Annotated in this window: 12 protein-coding genes, 1 tRNA gene and 1 pseudogene; 4 read left to right on the top strand and 10 right to left on the bottom strand. The window is 72.7% G+C overall.

Annotation, left to right across the window (positions count from 1 at the left end):
• Positions 1–135: 135 nt before the first annotated feature.
• The 7 genes and pseudogenes from hisB to hisS all read right to left on the bottom strand — a co-directional run.
• A pseudogene (gene hisB, locus FPV26_RS12945) lies at positions 136–912 on the bottom strand (histidinol-phosphatase); the annotation flags it as partial.
• Entirely contained in the window at positions 909–1994 is a 1086-nt protein-coding gene (gene hisC, locus FPV26_RS02260; protein ID WP_147652071.1) for a histidinol-phosphate transaminase, read from the bottom strand. The gene hisC and the pseudogene hisB, both read right to left, overlap by 4 nt.
• The gene (gene hisD / locus FPV26_RS02255; protein WP_147652070.1) at positions 1991–3289 is read right to left on the bottom strand and encodes a histidinol dehydrogenase; all 1299 of its coding nucleotides are present in this window, start codon (positions 3287–3289) and stop codon (positions 1991–1993) included. The genes hisC and hisD overlap by 4 nt, the downstream gene beginning before the upstream one ends.
• Positions 3286–4200 (bottom strand): ATP phosphoribosyltransferase, encoded by a 915-nt coding sequence (hisG, locus tag FPV26_RS02250; RefSeq protein WP_147652069.1) that lies wholly within the window; start codon positions 4198–4200, stop codon positions 3286–3288. The genes hisD and hisG overlap by 4 nt, the downstream gene beginning before the upstream one ends.
• Positions 4201–4211: 11 nt before the next feature.
• On the bottom strand, positions 4212–4532 hold the full coding sequence (locus FPV26_RS02245) for a YerC/YecD family TrpR-related protein (RefSeq protein WP_147652068.1): 321 nt from the start codon (positions 4530–4532) through the stop codon (positions 4212–4214).
• Between the two features lie 167 nt (positions 4533–4699).
• On the bottom strand, positions 4700–6598 hold the full coding sequence (locus FPV26_RS02240) for an HAL/PAL/TAL family ammonia-lyase (RefSeq protein ID WP_147652067.1): 1899 nt from the start codon (positions 6596–6598) through the stop codon (positions 4700–4702).
• The gene (hisS, locus tag FPV26_RS02235) at positions 6595–7995 is read right to left on the bottom strand and encodes a histidine--tRNA ligase (protein ID WP_147652065.1); all 1401 of its coding nucleotides are present in this window, start codon (positions 7993–7995) and stop codon (positions 6595–6597) included. Before hisS ends, FPV26_RS02240 begins: the two co-directional genes overlap by 4 nt.
• A gap of 124 nt (positions 7996–8119) precedes the next feature.
• Here hisS and FPV26_RS02230 point away from each other — a divergent pair.
• From FPV26_RS02230 to FPV26_RS02215, 4 genes are all read left to right on the top strand, one after another.
• Positions 8120–8196 (top strand) — tRNA-Pro (locus tag FPV26_RS02230).
• A gap of 315 nt (positions 8197–8511) precedes the next feature.
• Entirely contained in the window at positions 8512–9294 is a 783-nt protein-coding gene (locus FPV26_RS02225; protein WP_147652063.1) for a hypothetical protein, read from the top strand.
• Positions 9278–10507, top strand: a complete 1230-nt coding sequence (locus tag FPV26_RS02220; protein ID WP_147652061.1) for a HEAT repeat domain-containing protein — start codon at positions 9278–9280, stop codon at positions 10505–10507. The genes FPV26_RS02225 and FPV26_RS02220 overlap by 17 nt, the downstream gene beginning before the upstream one ends.
• Entirely contained in the window at positions 10507–11964 is a 1458-nt protein-coding gene (locus FPV26_RS02215) for a glycosyltransferase family 2 protein (protein ID WP_147652059.1), read from the top strand. Before FPV26_RS02220 ends, FPV26_RS02215 begins: the two co-directional genes overlap by 1 nt.
• A 22-nt stretch (positions 11965–11986) precedes the next feature.
• On the opposite strand, the gene argH is transcribed toward FPV26_RS02215, so the two are convergent.
• The 3 genes from argH to FPV26_RS02200 form a co-directional block, all read right to left on the bottom strand.
• A complete protein-coding gene (gene argH / locus FPV26_RS02210) occupies positions 11987–13276 on the bottom strand; it encodes an argininosuccinate lyase (protein WP_147652057.1) in 1290 nt (429 codons plus the stop codon).
• A gap of 124 nt (positions 13277–13400) precedes the next feature.
• Complete coding sequence (argC, locus tag FPV26_RS02205; RefSeq protein WP_147652055.1) at positions 13401–14375, bottom strand: N-acetyl-gamma-glutamyl-phosphate reductase; 975 nt, start codon at positions 14373–14375, stop codon at positions 13401–13403.
• Complete coding sequence (locus FPV26_RS02200; protein ID WP_147652053.1) at positions 14372–15694, bottom strand: acetylglutamate kinase; 1323 nt, start codon at positions 15692–15694, stop codon at positions 14372–14374. Before FPV26_RS02200 ends, argC begins: the two co-directional genes overlap by 4 nt.
• Between the last annotated feature and the right edge of the window lie 15 nt (positions 15695–15709).

Genomic DNA, 15709 nt, shown 5'->3' with positions numbered 1-15709 from the left:
TTCATCGGCACAGGGATGTGCCGACCGCGGATCGAGCGGACTTTCGCTCGATCCGTCGGGAGCCGGCTCAGGCTGGGCCTGAGCCGGCGATGTCTGGGCGATTCCAGGATGGAATCGTCCGGACCAACCGAAGCGTTGTATGCCACGCTTGTCGCCGAGCGCCTCCCGCAACGCCTGGCCGAGCACGATCGCGGTGTCCTCCACGGTGTGATGCTCGTCCACGTGCAGGTCGCCCTCGGTCTGCACGGTCAGGGCGAAACCGCCGTGCTTGCCGAGCTGTTCGAGCATGTGGTCGAGGAATCCAAGCCCGGTGCGCACGCGCGGTTCGGCCTCGCGGTCGAGGTCCACGTCCACCGCGATCGTGGTTTCGCGCGTGCGCCGCTCGACGCGGGCGATGCGCGGCGCATCGGCGAGCAGGTGCGCGATCGTGGCCCAGTCGTCGCCGTCGCCGAACCGGGGCGTGCGCAGCTTGAACCCGCGCACGCCGAGGTTGCGGGCGAACTCGAGGTCGGTCTCGCGGTCGCCGATCACCGCCGAACGCGACCAGTCCACGCTGCGGTCGCGCAGCAGGTGCAGGGCCATGCCGATGCCCGGCTTGCGGTTGGGGCTGTTCTCCTCCGGCAGGCTCGGGTCTATCAGCACCTCGCGGAACACGATGCCCTGGCTCTCCAGCAACTGCATCAGCAGCGCCTGCGGCCCCTCGAAGGCCTCGCGCGGGAATGCGGGGGTGCCCAGCCCGTCCTGGTTGGTCACCATCACGAACTGGTAGCCGGCGTCGCGCAGCCGCAGCAACGCGGGGATGCAGCCGGGCACGAAGCGCAGCTTGCGGAAGTCGTCCACCTGGAAGTCGGCCGGCTCTTCGATCAGGGTGCCGTCGCGGTCCACGAACAGGATCGGCGCGCGCCCGCTCATGCCGCCACCTCCCTGGGAGCGCCGAGCACGGCCAGCACGCGGTCGTTCTCCGCCGGCGCGCCGATGGTGATGCGCAGCGCATCGTCCAACCGCGGCAGCGCGCGCATGTCGCGCACCACGATGCCGGCCGCGAGCAGGCGGGCGAAGGCGGTGTCGGCATCGGCGAAGCGCACCAGCAGGAAGTTGCCCGCCGACGGGTACACGCGCCGCACGCCGGGACACGCGGCCAGGCCGCGTGCGACCCGTTCGCGCTCGCGGCGCGTTTCCTCCACGCGCAGGCGGGTGCGTGCCAGCGTCGCGGGCGCCACGGCGGCCAGCGCCGCCGCAGCCGAGGGTTCCGGCACCGGATACGGCGCCTGGCAGCGGCGCAGCGCCCCGATCGCCACCGGATCGGCGATCACGCAGCCGATCCGCGCCGCGGCCAGCGCGTGCGCCTTCGACAGCGTGCGCAGCACCACCAGGTTGTCGTGCGCGTCGAGCAGGGTCGTGGCTGAGGGCGCATCGCCGTACTCGGCATAGGCCTCGTCCACCACCACCAGCGCGCGGCCGGACAGGCGCCGCGCGAGCGCGCCGATCGCCGCGGGAGCGAGCGCCTCGCCGGTGGGATTGCCGGGCGAGCACAGGAACACCAAGGTGGCGCCTTCCGCCAACGCGGCCTCGCCCAGCGCCTCCAGCGGCGTGCGCCAGCCGTCCTCGCCCTCACGCATCGGCACCTCGACCACGCGCGCGCCATGCAGGCGCGCACAGACCGCGTACATGCCGAACACCGGCGGCGCGATCGCCACCGCACCCTGCCCCGGCGCGCAGAACGCGCGCACCAGCAGGTCAATGCCTTCGTCGCTGCCGCGACCGATCAGCAGTCGTGCGGGATCCACGCCGTACAGCGCCGCCAGCGCCTCGCGCAGCGGCTCCGGCTGCGGCGCCGGATAGCGGCGCAGCAGGCCCGCCGTGTCGGCCGGGTTCGCCCACGAGGATTCGTTGGCGTTGAGCCAGATCTCGCCCCGCAGCGCCACGCTGCGCGCGGACGAATAACCGGCGAAGCCGCGCAGGTCCTCGCGCAACAGGGCCGTCGCGGTGCTCATGTCGGCCGCTCCAGTCGCAGCTCGACCGCGCGCGCGTGCGCGTGCAGGCCCTCGGCCCGGGCCAGCGTCACCGCGCACGGACCGGCGTTGGCGATGCCTTCGGCCGTGGCCCGCTGCACGGTGATCGCCTTCTGGAAGCTGACCACGGACAGGCCGCTGAACGCGCGCGCTGCCCCGCCCGTGGGCAGCACGTGGTTGCTGCCGCTGCAGTAGTCGCCGAGCGCTTCCGGCGTGTAATCGCCGAGGAACACGCTGCCGGCAGACTCGACCCAGGGCAACCACAGATCCGGTTGCCGCAACGCCAGGATCAGGTGCTCGGGGGCATAGGCGTTGCTGATCGCGAATGCCTCCTCGAGCGCATCCACCAGGATCAGCCGCGAAGCGGCCAGGGCCTGGCGCGCGATTGCCGCACGCGGCAGGCGCGCGAGCTGCCGCTCGATCTCGTCCGCGACCGCCTCCAGCAGCGCCGGCGTGTCGGTGATCAGCAGCACCTGCGAATCGGGGCCGTGTTCGGCCTGCGACAGCAGGTCGGCGGCGAGGAAGGCCGGATCGGCGCCGGCATCGGCGATCACCAGCACTTCGGACGGTCCCGCGGGCATGTCGATGGCAGGTCCGCCCAGGCGCTGCGCGGCCTGGCGCTTGGCTTCGTCCACGTAGGCGTTGCCGGGGCCGAACAGCTTGTCGCAGCGCGGCACGCTCGCCGTGCCCAGCGCCATCGCTGCGATGGCCTGCGCGCCGCCCAGCTTGAACACGCGCACGCCACGCGCCAGCCGCGCGGCGACGAGCACGGCGGGATCGGCCGTGCCGTCGGCGCGCGGCGGCGTGCACAGCACGATCTCGCGACAACCGGCCAGGCGCGCGGGCACGGTCAGCATCAGCGCGGTGGACGGCAAGGGCGCGCTGCCGGCGGGCACGTACAGTCCGACCCGCGCGATCGGGCGCAGGATCCGTTCGCAGCTCAGGCCGGGGGCGGTTTCGACCCGGTACGGCTGCAGGATGCCGGCACGGTGGAAATGCTCGATCCGCGCCTCGGCCTCCAGGATCGCGTCGCGCACCTCGGACGGAACCGCAGCCGCGGCCGCCTCGAATTCCTCTTCCCGGACTTCGAAATCGGTGAGCCGCACGCCGTCGAAACGGGCGGTGTACTCGACCAGCGCGTCGTCGCCGCGCGCGGCGACCGCGGCGAAGATCTCCGCCACCGCCTCGCGCACCTGGGCCGACACGGCGTGCACGGGACGCTCGAGCAGCGCGGCGCGGGCCGCGGGGTCGAGTTCGCGCCAAGCCACCGGCCTCATGCGAGCAACCTCTCGACCGGCAGCACCATCAGGCCGCGCGCGCCGGCGCGCTTGAGCTCTTCGAGCCGCTGCCAGCTCACGTCGCCGTGGCACAGCGCCTGCAGCGCCAGGCAGTCGCCGCCGTCCACCTGCCACACCGTCGGCGGCTCGGCATCGGGCAGCAGTTGCAGCAGCACCGGCACGCGCTCGCGCGCGGCCTGGAACATCAGCAGGCGGCTGTGGCGGATCTTCAGCATCCCGTCCAGGCGCCGCAACAGCATTTCGGCGAGCTCGGCGCGCGGGCCGGTGAACGGCGCCACCGGGCCGGCCAGCACCGCCTCGCTCTCGAGCACCGTCTGCACCGGCTTGAGGTGGTTGGCGGCGAGCGTCGCGCCGCTGGAGACCAGGTCGCAGACCAGGTCGGCCTGGCCCAGGCGCGGGGCGATCTCGACCGACCCGGCCAGGACCACGATCTGCGCCTGCACGCCGGTCTCGGCCAGCCAGCGCTGCAGCAGCGCCGGGTAGCTGGTGGCGATGCGCTTGCCCTGGAGCTGTTCCGGCCCGCGCCATTCCCAGTCCTCGGGCACGGCCAACGCCAGCCGGCAACCGCCGAAGCCGAGCGCGCGCAGCTCGCGGCTGGCGGGTGGACGACCGGCGGCCTCGCGCTCGCCGGCCTGTTCCAGCAGCACGTTGCGGCCGACGATGCCGAGGTCGCACACGCCGTCGGCGATCAGGCCGGGAATGTCGTCGTCGCGCACCAGGAGCAGGTCCACCGGCGCGCTTTCGCCGTAGCAGAACAGGCGGTCGCGGCTTTCGCGCCAGCCCAGGCCGCAGGAGGACAGCAGCGCGCGCGCGGGTTCGCTGAGGCGTCCGCTCTTCTGGATGGCGATGCGCAGACGGTCGCGCGCCGCCGCGGGGGCGGGAGGGGTCATGGCGGGGAACCTCAATGCGACTCGGCCAGGCCGAGCTTGCGCGCTGCGCGCACGTAGCCGCCGGCGCCGCGTTCGAGCGAACGGGCGACACGGCCGATGGTGGTGACGCTGACCAGGGTGCGGTCGTGGATCTCGCGGTACGGCACGCCCTGCAGGAGCAGCGGCACCACCTTCCAGCGGTCGCTCATCGCCTCCAGCTCGGCCGGGGTGCACAGGTCCTCCAGGAAGGCGCGGACCTCGGCCGGGTCGGTGAGCGTGGCGAGCGCGTAGGCGAGCGCGTCGAGGTTGGCCTCGGCGTCGTAGCTGGGGAGGGGCTGGGGGCGTTGTTTCATCGCATTAATGTAATAGCGCGTTAGCACAATAATGCGTGATCGAAGCCGGGTCAACCCCTCCTGACGGTTTCGTTCATGCCCGGCCCCGGCACGGGCGCTGCCCTGCCCCGGCCTGCCCCGTCCCCGGCCGCCCACGGGCCGGGGGGCGGCACGGCCGGGCCCACGGTTCAGCCGAGGGCGGCGCGCGCGGCGGCCAGCAGCCGCCCCTCCTCCACCAGCCGCACCGCGGTGGCCACCTCGACATCCAGCGCGCGGTCGGCGCCCAGGAACGGGATCGCCTCGCGCAGGGCCGCGTGCGCCGCGGCCACCGCCCGGCCGGGGCGGAACTCCGGTGCCTGCGCCAGCTCGGCGCGCAGGCCCTCGACCTCGGCCAGGAACGCGCCGCGCTCCGGCGCGCCCGGGAGCGGGCCGCCCTGCACCCTGGCCGCGAAGCTCTCGGCATCGGTGCGCCGGGCCAGGGCGCGGGCGGCGTTGATCATGTCCCGGCGCAGGTCCAGCGCCTGCCCCGCGGTGTACAGCTCGAGCGCCAGCACCTTGCCCAGGTCGGCCACCATCGCCAGCACGTGGCGGGCCTCGTTCGCGCCCATCGAGACGTGGTCCTCGGCATTGGCGCTGGTGGGGATCGAATACACCGAGGCCGGCATCGCCCGGCTGGCCAGGTCGTTGACCAGCGCCGCGGCGGTGTACTGCACGATCATGTGCCCGGATTCGGTGCCGTCCTCGTTGCCGATCAGGAACGCCGGCAGGCCGTCGTTGGTGGCCGGATCCACCAGCTTGTTCAGGCGCCGCTCCGAGATCGAGGCGAGCACCGGGATCGCGGCCTTGACGTGACTCATCGCCAGCGCCAGCGGCATGCCGTGGAAGTGGCCGGCGGAGATCACCTGCTGCTCCACGTGCTCGGCCTGCGCGTCCGGGAACACCAACGGGTTGTCGGTGACCGCGTTGAGCTCGATCTCCAACACGCGCGCCGCATGCGCGACGGCGTCGCGCACCGCGCCGTGCACCTGCGGCACGCAGCGCAGCGAGTAGCTGTCCTGCGGCTGGTGCTTCTTGCCGCCGCGGAACGGGCGGAAGCGGGTGTAGAACTTCTCGCGGCCGTGGCGCTGGCTGAGCGGCACCCAGTCCCAGCCGATGTCGAAGGTCAGCCGGCGCGCCTCGTCGGTGTCCCACGAGGCGGGCAGCCACGGCCGGAACCGCGGCACCAGGTGGTACGGGATGTCGGCCAGCGTGGAATCCGCGAGCAGCGCACGCAGGCGTTCGGCGACGTGCACCTGCCCCGGATGCGGGCGCAATGCGTGCACCTCCGGCGCGAACGCGCCGAGACGGCCGGCGAAGGCGTCCACGGTCATCGCCGCGGCCAGGTCGGCGGTGTCGAGCAGCTCCTCCATCCGTGCCAGCGCCAGCACGCCGCAGGCCAGCATCTGCGCGGTGCCGTTGTTGAGCGCCAGCCCTTCCTTGTACGACAGGGTCAGCGGCGCGAGCCCGGCGCGGCGCAGGGCCTCGGCGCCGGGCAGGCGTTCGCCGCGGAAGAAGGCCTCGCCGCCGCCGAGCAGCACGATCGCCAGGTGCGACAGCGGCGCCAGGTCGCCCGAGGCGCCGACCGAGCCGAGCTGCGGCACCACCGGCACCACCCCGGCGTTGAGCATCGCCGCCAGCGCCTGCAGCGTTTCCACCCGCACGCCGGAATGGCCGCGCAGCAGGGTGTTGATGCGGATGCACAGCATCGCCCGCACCACCTCGGCCGCGAACGGCTCGCCCACGCACACCGCGTGGGTCACGATCAGGTTGTGCTGCAGCTCGGCATGCAGCGAGCGGCCCGACGGCGCCGCGCCCGGCAGTTCGTCGCGCAGCGGATGCGCGCCGAGCAGCTTGTCGGCATTGCTGCCGAAGCCGGTGGAGACGCCGTAGATCGGCTCCTCGCGCCGCACCTGCTCGGCCAGGAACGCGGCCGCGCGCGCCACGCCCTGCAGCGCGCGTTCGTCGAGCGCCACCTGCGCGCCGCGCGCGACCTCCAGCACCTGGGCGCGGGTCAGCGAGCGCCCGTCCAGCCGCACCGCCCCGCTCATCGCGCGATCTCCGCCTGCGCGCGCAGCTGCTCGCGTTCCACCTGCAGGGTCGGCGCCAGCTCCTCCAGCGGCACCTCGAACTGCTCGCCACGGCGCAGGTCCTTCACCGCCACCGCGCCGCGCGCGGCCTCGTCCTCGCCGCGCATGACCACGAAACGGATCCCGGCGCGGTCGGCGTACTGCAACTGCCGGGCGAGCTTGCGCGGTTCGAGCTGGGTCTCCACGTTGAGGCCGGCGGCGCGCAGGCGCTGCGAGATCTCCAGCGCCTCCTCCAGCCTGGCGTCGTCGAGCAGCGCCACCAGCACGTCCACCGTGCTCTCCGCCGCCTGCACCAGGCCCGCCTCGCGCAGCTGCCAGAACAGCCGGGTCAGGCCGATCGAGATGCCCACGCCGGGCAGCTTCGATCTGGTGTAGTGGCTGGCCAGATTGTCGTAGCGCCCGCCGGAGCAGATCGAGCCGATCTCCGGGTGCGCGTCGAGCCGGGTCTCGTACACCACGCCGGTGTAGTAATCCAGGCCGCGCGCGATCGAGAGGTTGAGCGCGTAGCGCGACTCGGGCACGCCGAGCGCGCGCAGCTGCTGCAGGATCGCGCGCAGTTCGGCGCGCCCCTCCTCGAACAGCGGCGTGCCCGCGCCGAGCGCATCGAGCCGGGCCAGCGCGTCCGCGTGGCCCTGCGAGCGGATGCGCGAGAAGCCGAGCACGTGCTCGACCACCTCCGGCGCGAGTGCGAAGCCCTCCCCTTCGAGCGTGGCCCGCACCGCGTCCTCGCCGCGCTTGTCGAGCTTGTCCAGCTCGCGCAGCACCGCCGCCTGGCGCTCGCCGTCGGCGATGCCCAGCCCCTCGAAGAAGCCGCGCAGCAGCTTGCGGTGGTTGAGCTGGATGGTGAACTCGCCGATCGCCAGGCGCTCGAACACGGCGTTGATCACCGCGGGAATCTCGGCGTCGAAGCGCGGCGAGAGCGTGTCCTTGCCGATCACGTCGATGTCGCACTGGTAGAACTCGCGGAAGCGGCCGCGCTGGGCGCGCTCGCCGCGGTACACGCGCTGCATCTGGTAGCGGCGGAACGGGAACGCCAGCTCGTGCTCGTGCTCGGCCACGTAGCGCGCCAGCGGCACGGTCAGGTCGAAGCGCAGCGCCAGCTCCGGCAGCCCCTCCCCGCCCCTGCCGTCGGACGACTTGCCCAGCGCGCCGGTGGACTGGACGAAATAGACCTGGCGCTCGGTCTCGCCGCCGGACTTGGTCAGCAGTACCTCGGACAGCTCCATCACCGGCGTCTCCACCGGCAGGAAGCCGAAGCTTTCGAAGGTCTGGCGGATCGCGTCGAGCATGCGCTGGAAGGCGATCTGCTCGCGTGGCAGCAGCTCGAGGACGCCGGGCGGGGTGCGGGGCTTGATCAAGGCGGTCATTCCGGTGCGGAAGAAACCGGCGAAGTTTACCGGGGCGGGGCCCTGCCCCGGTTCCGGGGACAGGGGGAGTGTTGCCCATCGCGGCTCGGCTTCCTTACAATGGGCGGCCCAACGTCGGGGTGTAGCTCAGCCTGGTAGAGCGCTACGTTCGGGACGTAGAAGTCGCAGGTTCAAATCCTGTCTCCCCGACCAACTCCTGCACCAAGCGCCGCCCCCGCCCCGCGGGGGCGGCGTCGTTTCGTCCCCACGCATCGCACTGTCGCGCCCCTCCGGGCGCTGGCATGATCGGCGCAGGAGGGCTGTCGGCGCCTGCCGGTCCGGTGGTCGTCGCGTCGCCCGTGGTCCCGCACTGCGCCCGGCGCAGGCGCTTTCGCCGCCACCGTCCAGAGCACGATGCCGAAGCCTTCCCCGATCACTGGCGCTGCCGCATTCCCCTGGTGCGCCCCGCCCGCCATGGGCGCAGTCCGCTTCCCCCCGTCCCGCCCGTCCCGCCCGTCCCGCCCGTCCGTGCCCGCAGGCGCCCGTGCCTGGCTGCTGGCGGCGTCGGCCGCTGCCGCCCTGCCGGCGACGGCCGGTGGTGATGCGGCGACGGCGCGCCACGCCCTCACGGCCGCGCTGGAGACCAGCGACGTGCGCATCGGCGCGCGCGACGCCACCTGGCGCGCGCAGTGGTTGCAATGGGACCTGCGCGGCGCGCACGGCGGCCTGTTCGCCGTGGTCGAACGCCGCACGCGCGAGCAGGCACACGGGGAGCTGGCCACGGCCGGCGGCCACTGGCTGGGCGAACGCTGGATCCTTTCCGGCCAGCTCGAATCCGGCTCGGGCGCGGCCTTCGTGCCGCGTCGGGCGGGCGAAGCCCATGCCGGCTACCGCCTCGGCCCGGCCCACACGGTCCGGCTCGGCTACCGCCATGCCGACTACCCGGGGTCGGCCCTGCGGCTGTGGTCGTTCTCCAGCCTGCATTACCGCGGCGACGACGAGTGGGAAATCGGCTACCGGCACGGCTCGACCAGCACGGCCGGACGCGAGCGGATCGCGTTCGGCCTCGTCCGCGGCCAATGGGCCTGCGGTGCCCGGTGGTCCTGCGGCCTGCGCCTGGCCGGCGGCGAGAACGTGTTCGGCGCCGACGAACCCGGCTTCGACACCGGCACCGGCTGGCAGGCCGGCGGCTTCCTCGCCTACCGCCTCGCCGGCGGCCACAGCCTCAGGCTCGATCTGGGCACCGGCCGCGGCACCCGGTTCCGGCAGGATTCCCTCACCCTTTCCTATCGCCATGCCTTCGCTCGATAGCCATGCGCTGATCCTCGCCGCCGCGGTGACGGCTGCGGCCTGGCTGGCGTTGACGCTGTGGATCGTCGGCAACCGCCTGCTCCACGACGCGCGCAACCGCGGCCTGGGCTGGGCGGCGCAGGCGCTGCGCGATCCGCAGCTCGCAGCCCAGCCGCTGGCCGAGCGCATGGCGGCCGTCCACCGCATCCTCAAACGTCTGCCGCTGCGCTCGCTGGAAACGCTGGTGATGGACACCTCCCTGCCGGGCTGGGCGCGGGACGCCTGCTCGGTGCAGGTCGAACGGCTGCGCGATCCGGCACGGCTGCTGGCCACCGCCCGCTCCGGACCGGAGCGGGGCCGCAAGTGGGATTACATCTCGGCGCTGTTCGTGCTCGCCCGCGAGCGGCATCCGGACAGCCATGCCCTGCTGGCGCGCGCACTGGCCGCGGAGGATCCGGAGATCCGCAACGCCGCCATCACCCTGCTCGGCGAGATCGGCGACCGGCAGGCGGCGGAAGTGCTGATCGCAGGGCTGCACACCGCCGGCAGCCTGCGCACGCGCATCGCCAGCCAGCTCGACCGCTTCCACTTCCCGATCGGCGAACTGCTGCGCCCGCTGGCCGCTTCGGCCGATCCCGCGGTGCGCGCCTGGGGCGCGCTGCTGCTGTGGCGCTACGCCGGCCTGCCGGGCATGGACGCGCACCTGGCCGCGCTCGCCCGCGACCCGGATCCGGGCGTGCGCAAGGCCGCGGTGCAGTCGCTGGCCGAGGTCGCCACGCCGCTGGCCGCCGCCACCGCACGCGGGCTGCTGCGCGACACGGCGCCCTTCGTCCGCGCGCATGCGGCACGCACGCTGGCGCGCACCGATCCCGAGGGCGCGGCCGCCGACATCGCGCCGCTGCTGGCCGATCCGGACTGGTGGGTGCGCCAGGCGGCGAAGGAATCTCTCTCGCGCCTGGGCCTGCGCGCCATGCCGCAGGTCCTGGCGCAGCTCGATTCGCCCGACCGCTTCGCCCGCAACGGCGCCGCCGACGTGCTGCAGGAGATCGGCGCGATCGCGCTGCTGGTCGAGCGCGCGCGCCGGCAGGGCCCCGAAGGCGCCGAGGCCTCGGCCCTGCTGCGCCGGATCATGCAGGCCGGCGAACGCGACATGGTCGGCGCCGGCGCGCCGCTGCACCCGAGCTGGCAACCTTCCCGCGCCGCCGCCGCGGCCGGCCCACAGGAGCGGACGTGATGGACGCGACAGGCTGGTTCGCCGGCTCGCTGGTCTTCTGGTTCTGGCTGTGCCTGGCCTACTTCGTCGCGAGCATGGCCTTCGGCTTCTTCGCCATGATCGTGGCCTGGGTGGAGAACGGCAGGCGCGAGCGCGAAAGCCGGATCGAGGACTTCACCACCCTGCGCGAGTCCCGCTTCACGCTGCCGGTGAGCATCGTCTCGCCGGTGCTCAATGAGGAGGCGATGGTGGTGCCGGCCACGCGCTCGCTGCTGGCCCAGCACTATCCGGAGTTCGAGGTCATCGTGGTGGACGACGGCTCCACCGACGCGACCCTGGCGCGGCTGCAGGCCGAGTTCGACCTCGAGCGCGTGGACGCCGCCTACCGGCGCGTGCTGCCCTCGGCCGAGATCCGCGCCATCTACCGCAGCCGCAAGGATCCGCGCCTGACCGTGGTCAGCAAGGCCAACGCCGGCAACAAGGCCGACCCGGTCAACTGCGGCATCAACCTCGCCCGCTATCCCTACGTGTGCTGCGTGGACGGTGACACGATCTACATCGCCAGCGCGCTGCTGCGGGCGATGTCGCACGTGACCAAGGATCCGGCCAGGACCGTGGGCGCCACCAGCTTCTTCGGCGTGGGCAGCGAACCGGAGCGCCACGCCATCCTGCGCCGTGGCTGGCGCACGCTCGACGACAGCCTGCTGTGCACCTACCAGCACCTGGACCTGATGCGCACGTTCCTGGCCTACCGCCTGGCCTTCAGCCGCATGGAATGCATGCTGTGCAATCCCGGCGCGTTCGCGATCTGGCGCCGCGACGTGGTGGTGGAGCTGGGCGGCTTCTCCGGCGAGTTCACCTGCGAGGACATCGAGATGACCTTCCGGGTGCACGAGCACAGCCTGCGCAACCGGCTCGACTACCGCATCCTCTCGCTGCCGCACATGGTCGCCGAGACCGAGGGCCCGAGCACGGTGAAGGCCCTGATCCGCCAGCGCGCGCGCTGGCAGCGGGTGCTGCTGGAATGTGTCTGGCACTACCGCTTCATGCTGCTGCGGCCGAAGTACCGCAGCGTGGGCCTGCTCGGCCTGCCCTACCTGTGGCTGTTCGAGGCGCTGGCGCCGCTGGTGCAGCTCGCCGCCATCCTCACCCTCGTGGCCGCGATCTGGCTCGGCCTGCTCGCCTGGCCGGCCTACCTGGCCCTGCTCGCGGCGATGCTGTTCGTCACCGTGCTGCCCACCACCGCCGCGATCGGCATGCAGGACCACGCCTACCGCGACTACCACCGCGGCGACCTGGTCCGCATGCTGCTGCTCGCCCCCCTGGATTTCCTGCTCTACCGCCCGCTGATCATGCTCGCCGGCCTGCGCGGCTACCTGGACTTCCTGCGCGGGCGCAAGGGCTGGGACAAGTTCGAGCGCAACCGGCGCGCGCGGGCGTCTGCTGGCGGAACGCTGGCCGACGCGCCAGGTTCGTGAGCCCGGGCCGGCCCGCGCCGCCTCAGCCGAGCGATTCCAGCCGCGCGCGCAGCGCCGCAAGGCGCAGGTCGGCGGCGGCGCCGGGCGAGACGCGCGCGGCCAGGCTGGCGACGGGGTCGCCTGCGGCCCAGCGCGCGGGGTCGGCGGCCTGGCGGTAGGCGTCGCGGAATGGCACGCCCTGGCGGGCGAGGTCCACGGCCAGGTCGGTGGCGTACAGGGACGGATCCAGCGCGGCGCGCATCGCCTGCGGCTTCCATTCCAGGTTGCGCAGCAGGTCGGGCAGCAGTTCCAGCGCACCCAGGCCGCGGTGGAAGGCGTGCACGATCGCGCCCTTGGTGTACTGCAGGTCGCGGTGGTAGCCCGAGGGCAGCGACAGCAGCTGTTCGAGCTCGGTGCGCGCGGCGGCCACGCTGGCGTAGCTGGCGCGCATCAGTTCGATCACGTCCGGGTTGCGCTTGTTGGGCATGATCGAGCTGCCGGTGGTGTATTCCGGCGGCAGCACGACGAAGCCGAATTCGGCGCTGGTGAACAGGCTCAGATCCCAGGCCAGGCGGCGCAGGTCGAGCACGGCCGAGGCCAGGGCCTCGACCGCGGCCAGTTCGTACTTGCCGCGCGAGAGCTGGGCGTAGGTGGCCGCCACCTGCATGCGTCCGAAACCGAGCGCGCGCGTGGTGTGTTCGCGGTCCAGCGGCAGGTTGACGCCGTAGCCGGCGGCGCTGCCGAGCGGGTTGGCGTCCACCCAGCGCAGGGTGTCGGCCGCGCGCTGGGCGTCGTCGAGGAAGCCCTCCGCCCACGCCGCCCACCACATGCCCAGCGAGGACACCACCGCGCGCTGCAGGTGGGTGTAGCCCGGCAGCGGCACGTCGGCCTCCGCTTTGGCGCGCTCGAGCGCCACCTGCGCGGCCTCGCGGCAGAGTGCGCGCAGCGCCGCCAGCCGCTCCTTCAGCCACAGGCGGGTGGCGACCAGCACCTGGTCGTTGCGGCTGCGGCCGGTGTGGATCCGGCGGCCGGCGTCGCCCAGGCGTTCGGTCAGGCGCGCCTCGATCGCCGAATGCCCGTCCTCGTGGCGCGCGTCGAGCACGAACGCGCCGCTGCGGAAATCCGCGGCCAGCGCATCGAGCTCGCGTTCGATCGCGGCCAGTTCGTCCGCACCCAGGATCCCGATCCGCTGCAGGCCCTGCGCGTGCGCGCGGCTGGCCTGGATGTCGTGCAGGAAGAACTCGCGGTCGAGCACCACGTCCTCGCCGGCGAGGAAGCGCTGGATCCGCGCATCCACCTTCACGCCGGGTTTTTGCCAGAGCAGGTCGGACATGGGGTCACCTCGAAGGAAAGCTTTCTGCCACGGATCGTCACGGATGGACACGGATGGAACAACGACGCAAGGAATCGCTGCCTTGTCGCTTCATGATGTCAAGCATCTGCCGCTGTCTCCGTGTTCATCCGTGTTGATCCGTGGCCTGAACCGTCACCGGAATCCCGGCGAACTCGTCCAGGCCGAAGGCGAGGTTGAGGTTCTGCAGGGCCTGCGTCGCCGCGCCCTTGAGCAGGTTGTCCTCGGTGGCCACCACCACCAGGCGGCGGCCGTCCTCGGACAGGGCGAAGCCGCCCAGTTCGACGTGGTGGCGGCCGGCGATCCGGCTCACCCACGGCGCCTCGTCCAGCACCCGCACCAGCGGCTCGCCGGCGTAGCGCGCGCGGTAGCGGGCGATGGCCTCCTCGCGCGCGAACGCATGCGACAGGTGCAGGTTGGCGGTGATGGTCAGGCCGCGGAAATGCGGCGCCACGTGCGGCAGGAACTCGACCGGATGGCCGAGCTGCCGGCTGACCTCGCGCTCGTGCACGTGGCCGGTGAGCGCGTACGGCATCAGGTTGTCGCGCAGCTTGTCCGGGTCGTTCTTGTCCGAGGGCGTGGTGCCGGCGCCGGAATATCCGGACACGCCGAAGCACTGCACCGGCCCCGCGAGCGCATCGAGCATCGGCGCCACGGCGAGCTGCATCGCGGTGGCGTAGCAGCCGGGGTTGCTGATCCGGCGCTGGCCGGCGTAGCGCGCGCGGGTGAGCTCGGGCAGGCCGTAGTACCAGCCCGGGTCGAAGCGGTAGTCGGCGGACAGGTCCACGACCACCGTCGCCGGCGCCTGCGCCTCGAGTGCGGCCACGTAGGGCGCGGCCTTGCCGTTCGGCAGCGCCAGCACCACCGCGTCGGCGCCGGCCGCGGCCGCCTGCTCCGGCCCGTAGGCCACGTAGTGCAGGCCGCCGGCGTAGCCCGCCTCGTGCGCGCGCAGCGCCTGCCCTTCGCGCTCGCGCGAGGACACGAACGCCAGTTCGAAGCGCGGGTGCGCCGCCAGCAGCCGGATCAGCTCCGTGCCGACGTGGCCGCGCGCGCCCACCAGGCCGACCGCGATCCGGTTCATGCCGGCACCTCCTCCAGCGTCGGCGGCCGCAGCGCGCAATGCTCGACGCTGCGCCGGATCTCGTCGAAGTCGCGCAGGCCGTACCAGAACACCTTCCAGCGCTCCTGCCGGAGCGAGCCGTCGGCCTCGGACTCGTAGAAGGCGTTGACCGGGTTGCCATGCCGCGAGCGCCAGAACAGACGCGGGGTCTGTTCGCGCATCACCTGCCACACCGCGCGGCCCAGGCCCTCGCCCTGCGCCTCCTCCAGCACCGCGAACTTGTCGAGGTAGGGGGTGCCCTCCTCCTCGGTCAGGATCACCGCGGCGCGGTAGTTCTCGCTGACGTAGGCGCGCAGCAGGCGCGTGCGTTCGAAATAGTCGGGCAGCAGGCGCCGGCCGAAGGCCGACTCCACCAGCCCACGCAGCCGCGGCAGGTCGAGAGCGTCCCAGGAGCCGGCGCACAGCACGCGCTCGCCGCGCCGCACCAGGGTGCCGGAGCCGCGATGGGTGAACAGCTCCTTGGCCAGCTCGTCGGGGCGGGTGATCGAGACCGAGGACGACGGCGGCAGCGCCATCAGCAGGTCATGGATCTGCTCGATCTTGACCCGCATGCCGGAGTGCAGCCACGGCTGCGCCAGCAGCTCCTCGTACTCGGTGCTGAGGTTGATCGAATCGATGATCCGGCCCTCGCCGTCGAGCAGGCCGCCGGTGCCGGTGAGGAACACGATCTTGTACGGCTGCAGGGTCTTGATCAGCTCGTTCGCCGCCCAGTCGGCGTTGACGTTGACGATCTGGCCGGAGGCGGTCTCGCCGAGCGAGGCGATCACCGGGATCGAACCGGCCCGGATCGCGGCGTGGATGCCGGTCAGGTCCACCTTCGCCACCCGTCCCACCAGCCCGTAGCGCTGCGGATCGAGCAGCGCGCACTCGAACACGCCGGACTGGATCGAGGTCGCGCGCACGCCCTCCTCCTGCAGGGCCTCGACCAGGCGCAGGTTCTCCTGCCGCATCACCCGGCGCACCACCGCCAGCACCGCGGCGTCGGTCCAGCGCAGGTTGTCCACGGTGCGCTTCTCGATCCCGGCCGCGCGCATCTCCTCGTCGAGCTGCGGGCCGGCGCCGTGGACCACGATCGGGGTGAGGCCGACCTGCTGCAGGAACGCGAGCGACGACACCAGCGCGTCGAGCTCGTCGCGCAGCACCGCGCCGCCGACCTTGACCACGGCGAAGCGCGCCGCGTCGAGCTGCGAGAAACGCTTGAGGTAGAGCTGGATCTCCTTGGCGCTGGCCATGTTGGACAGCAGCCGGACGATCGTCGAGTGCAGTTCACGGTGGGTCATGGGCAGAGTGGACGC

The organism is Vulcaniibacterium gelatinicum (genome assembly GCF_008033445.1).
GTDB classification, from domain to species: domain Bacteria; phylum Pseudomonadota; class Gammaproteobacteria; order Xanthomonadales; family Xanthomonadaceae; genus Vulcaniibacterium_B; species Vulcaniibacterium_B gelatinicum.
This window is presented reverse-complemented; position numbering and strand designations above follow the sequence as displayed.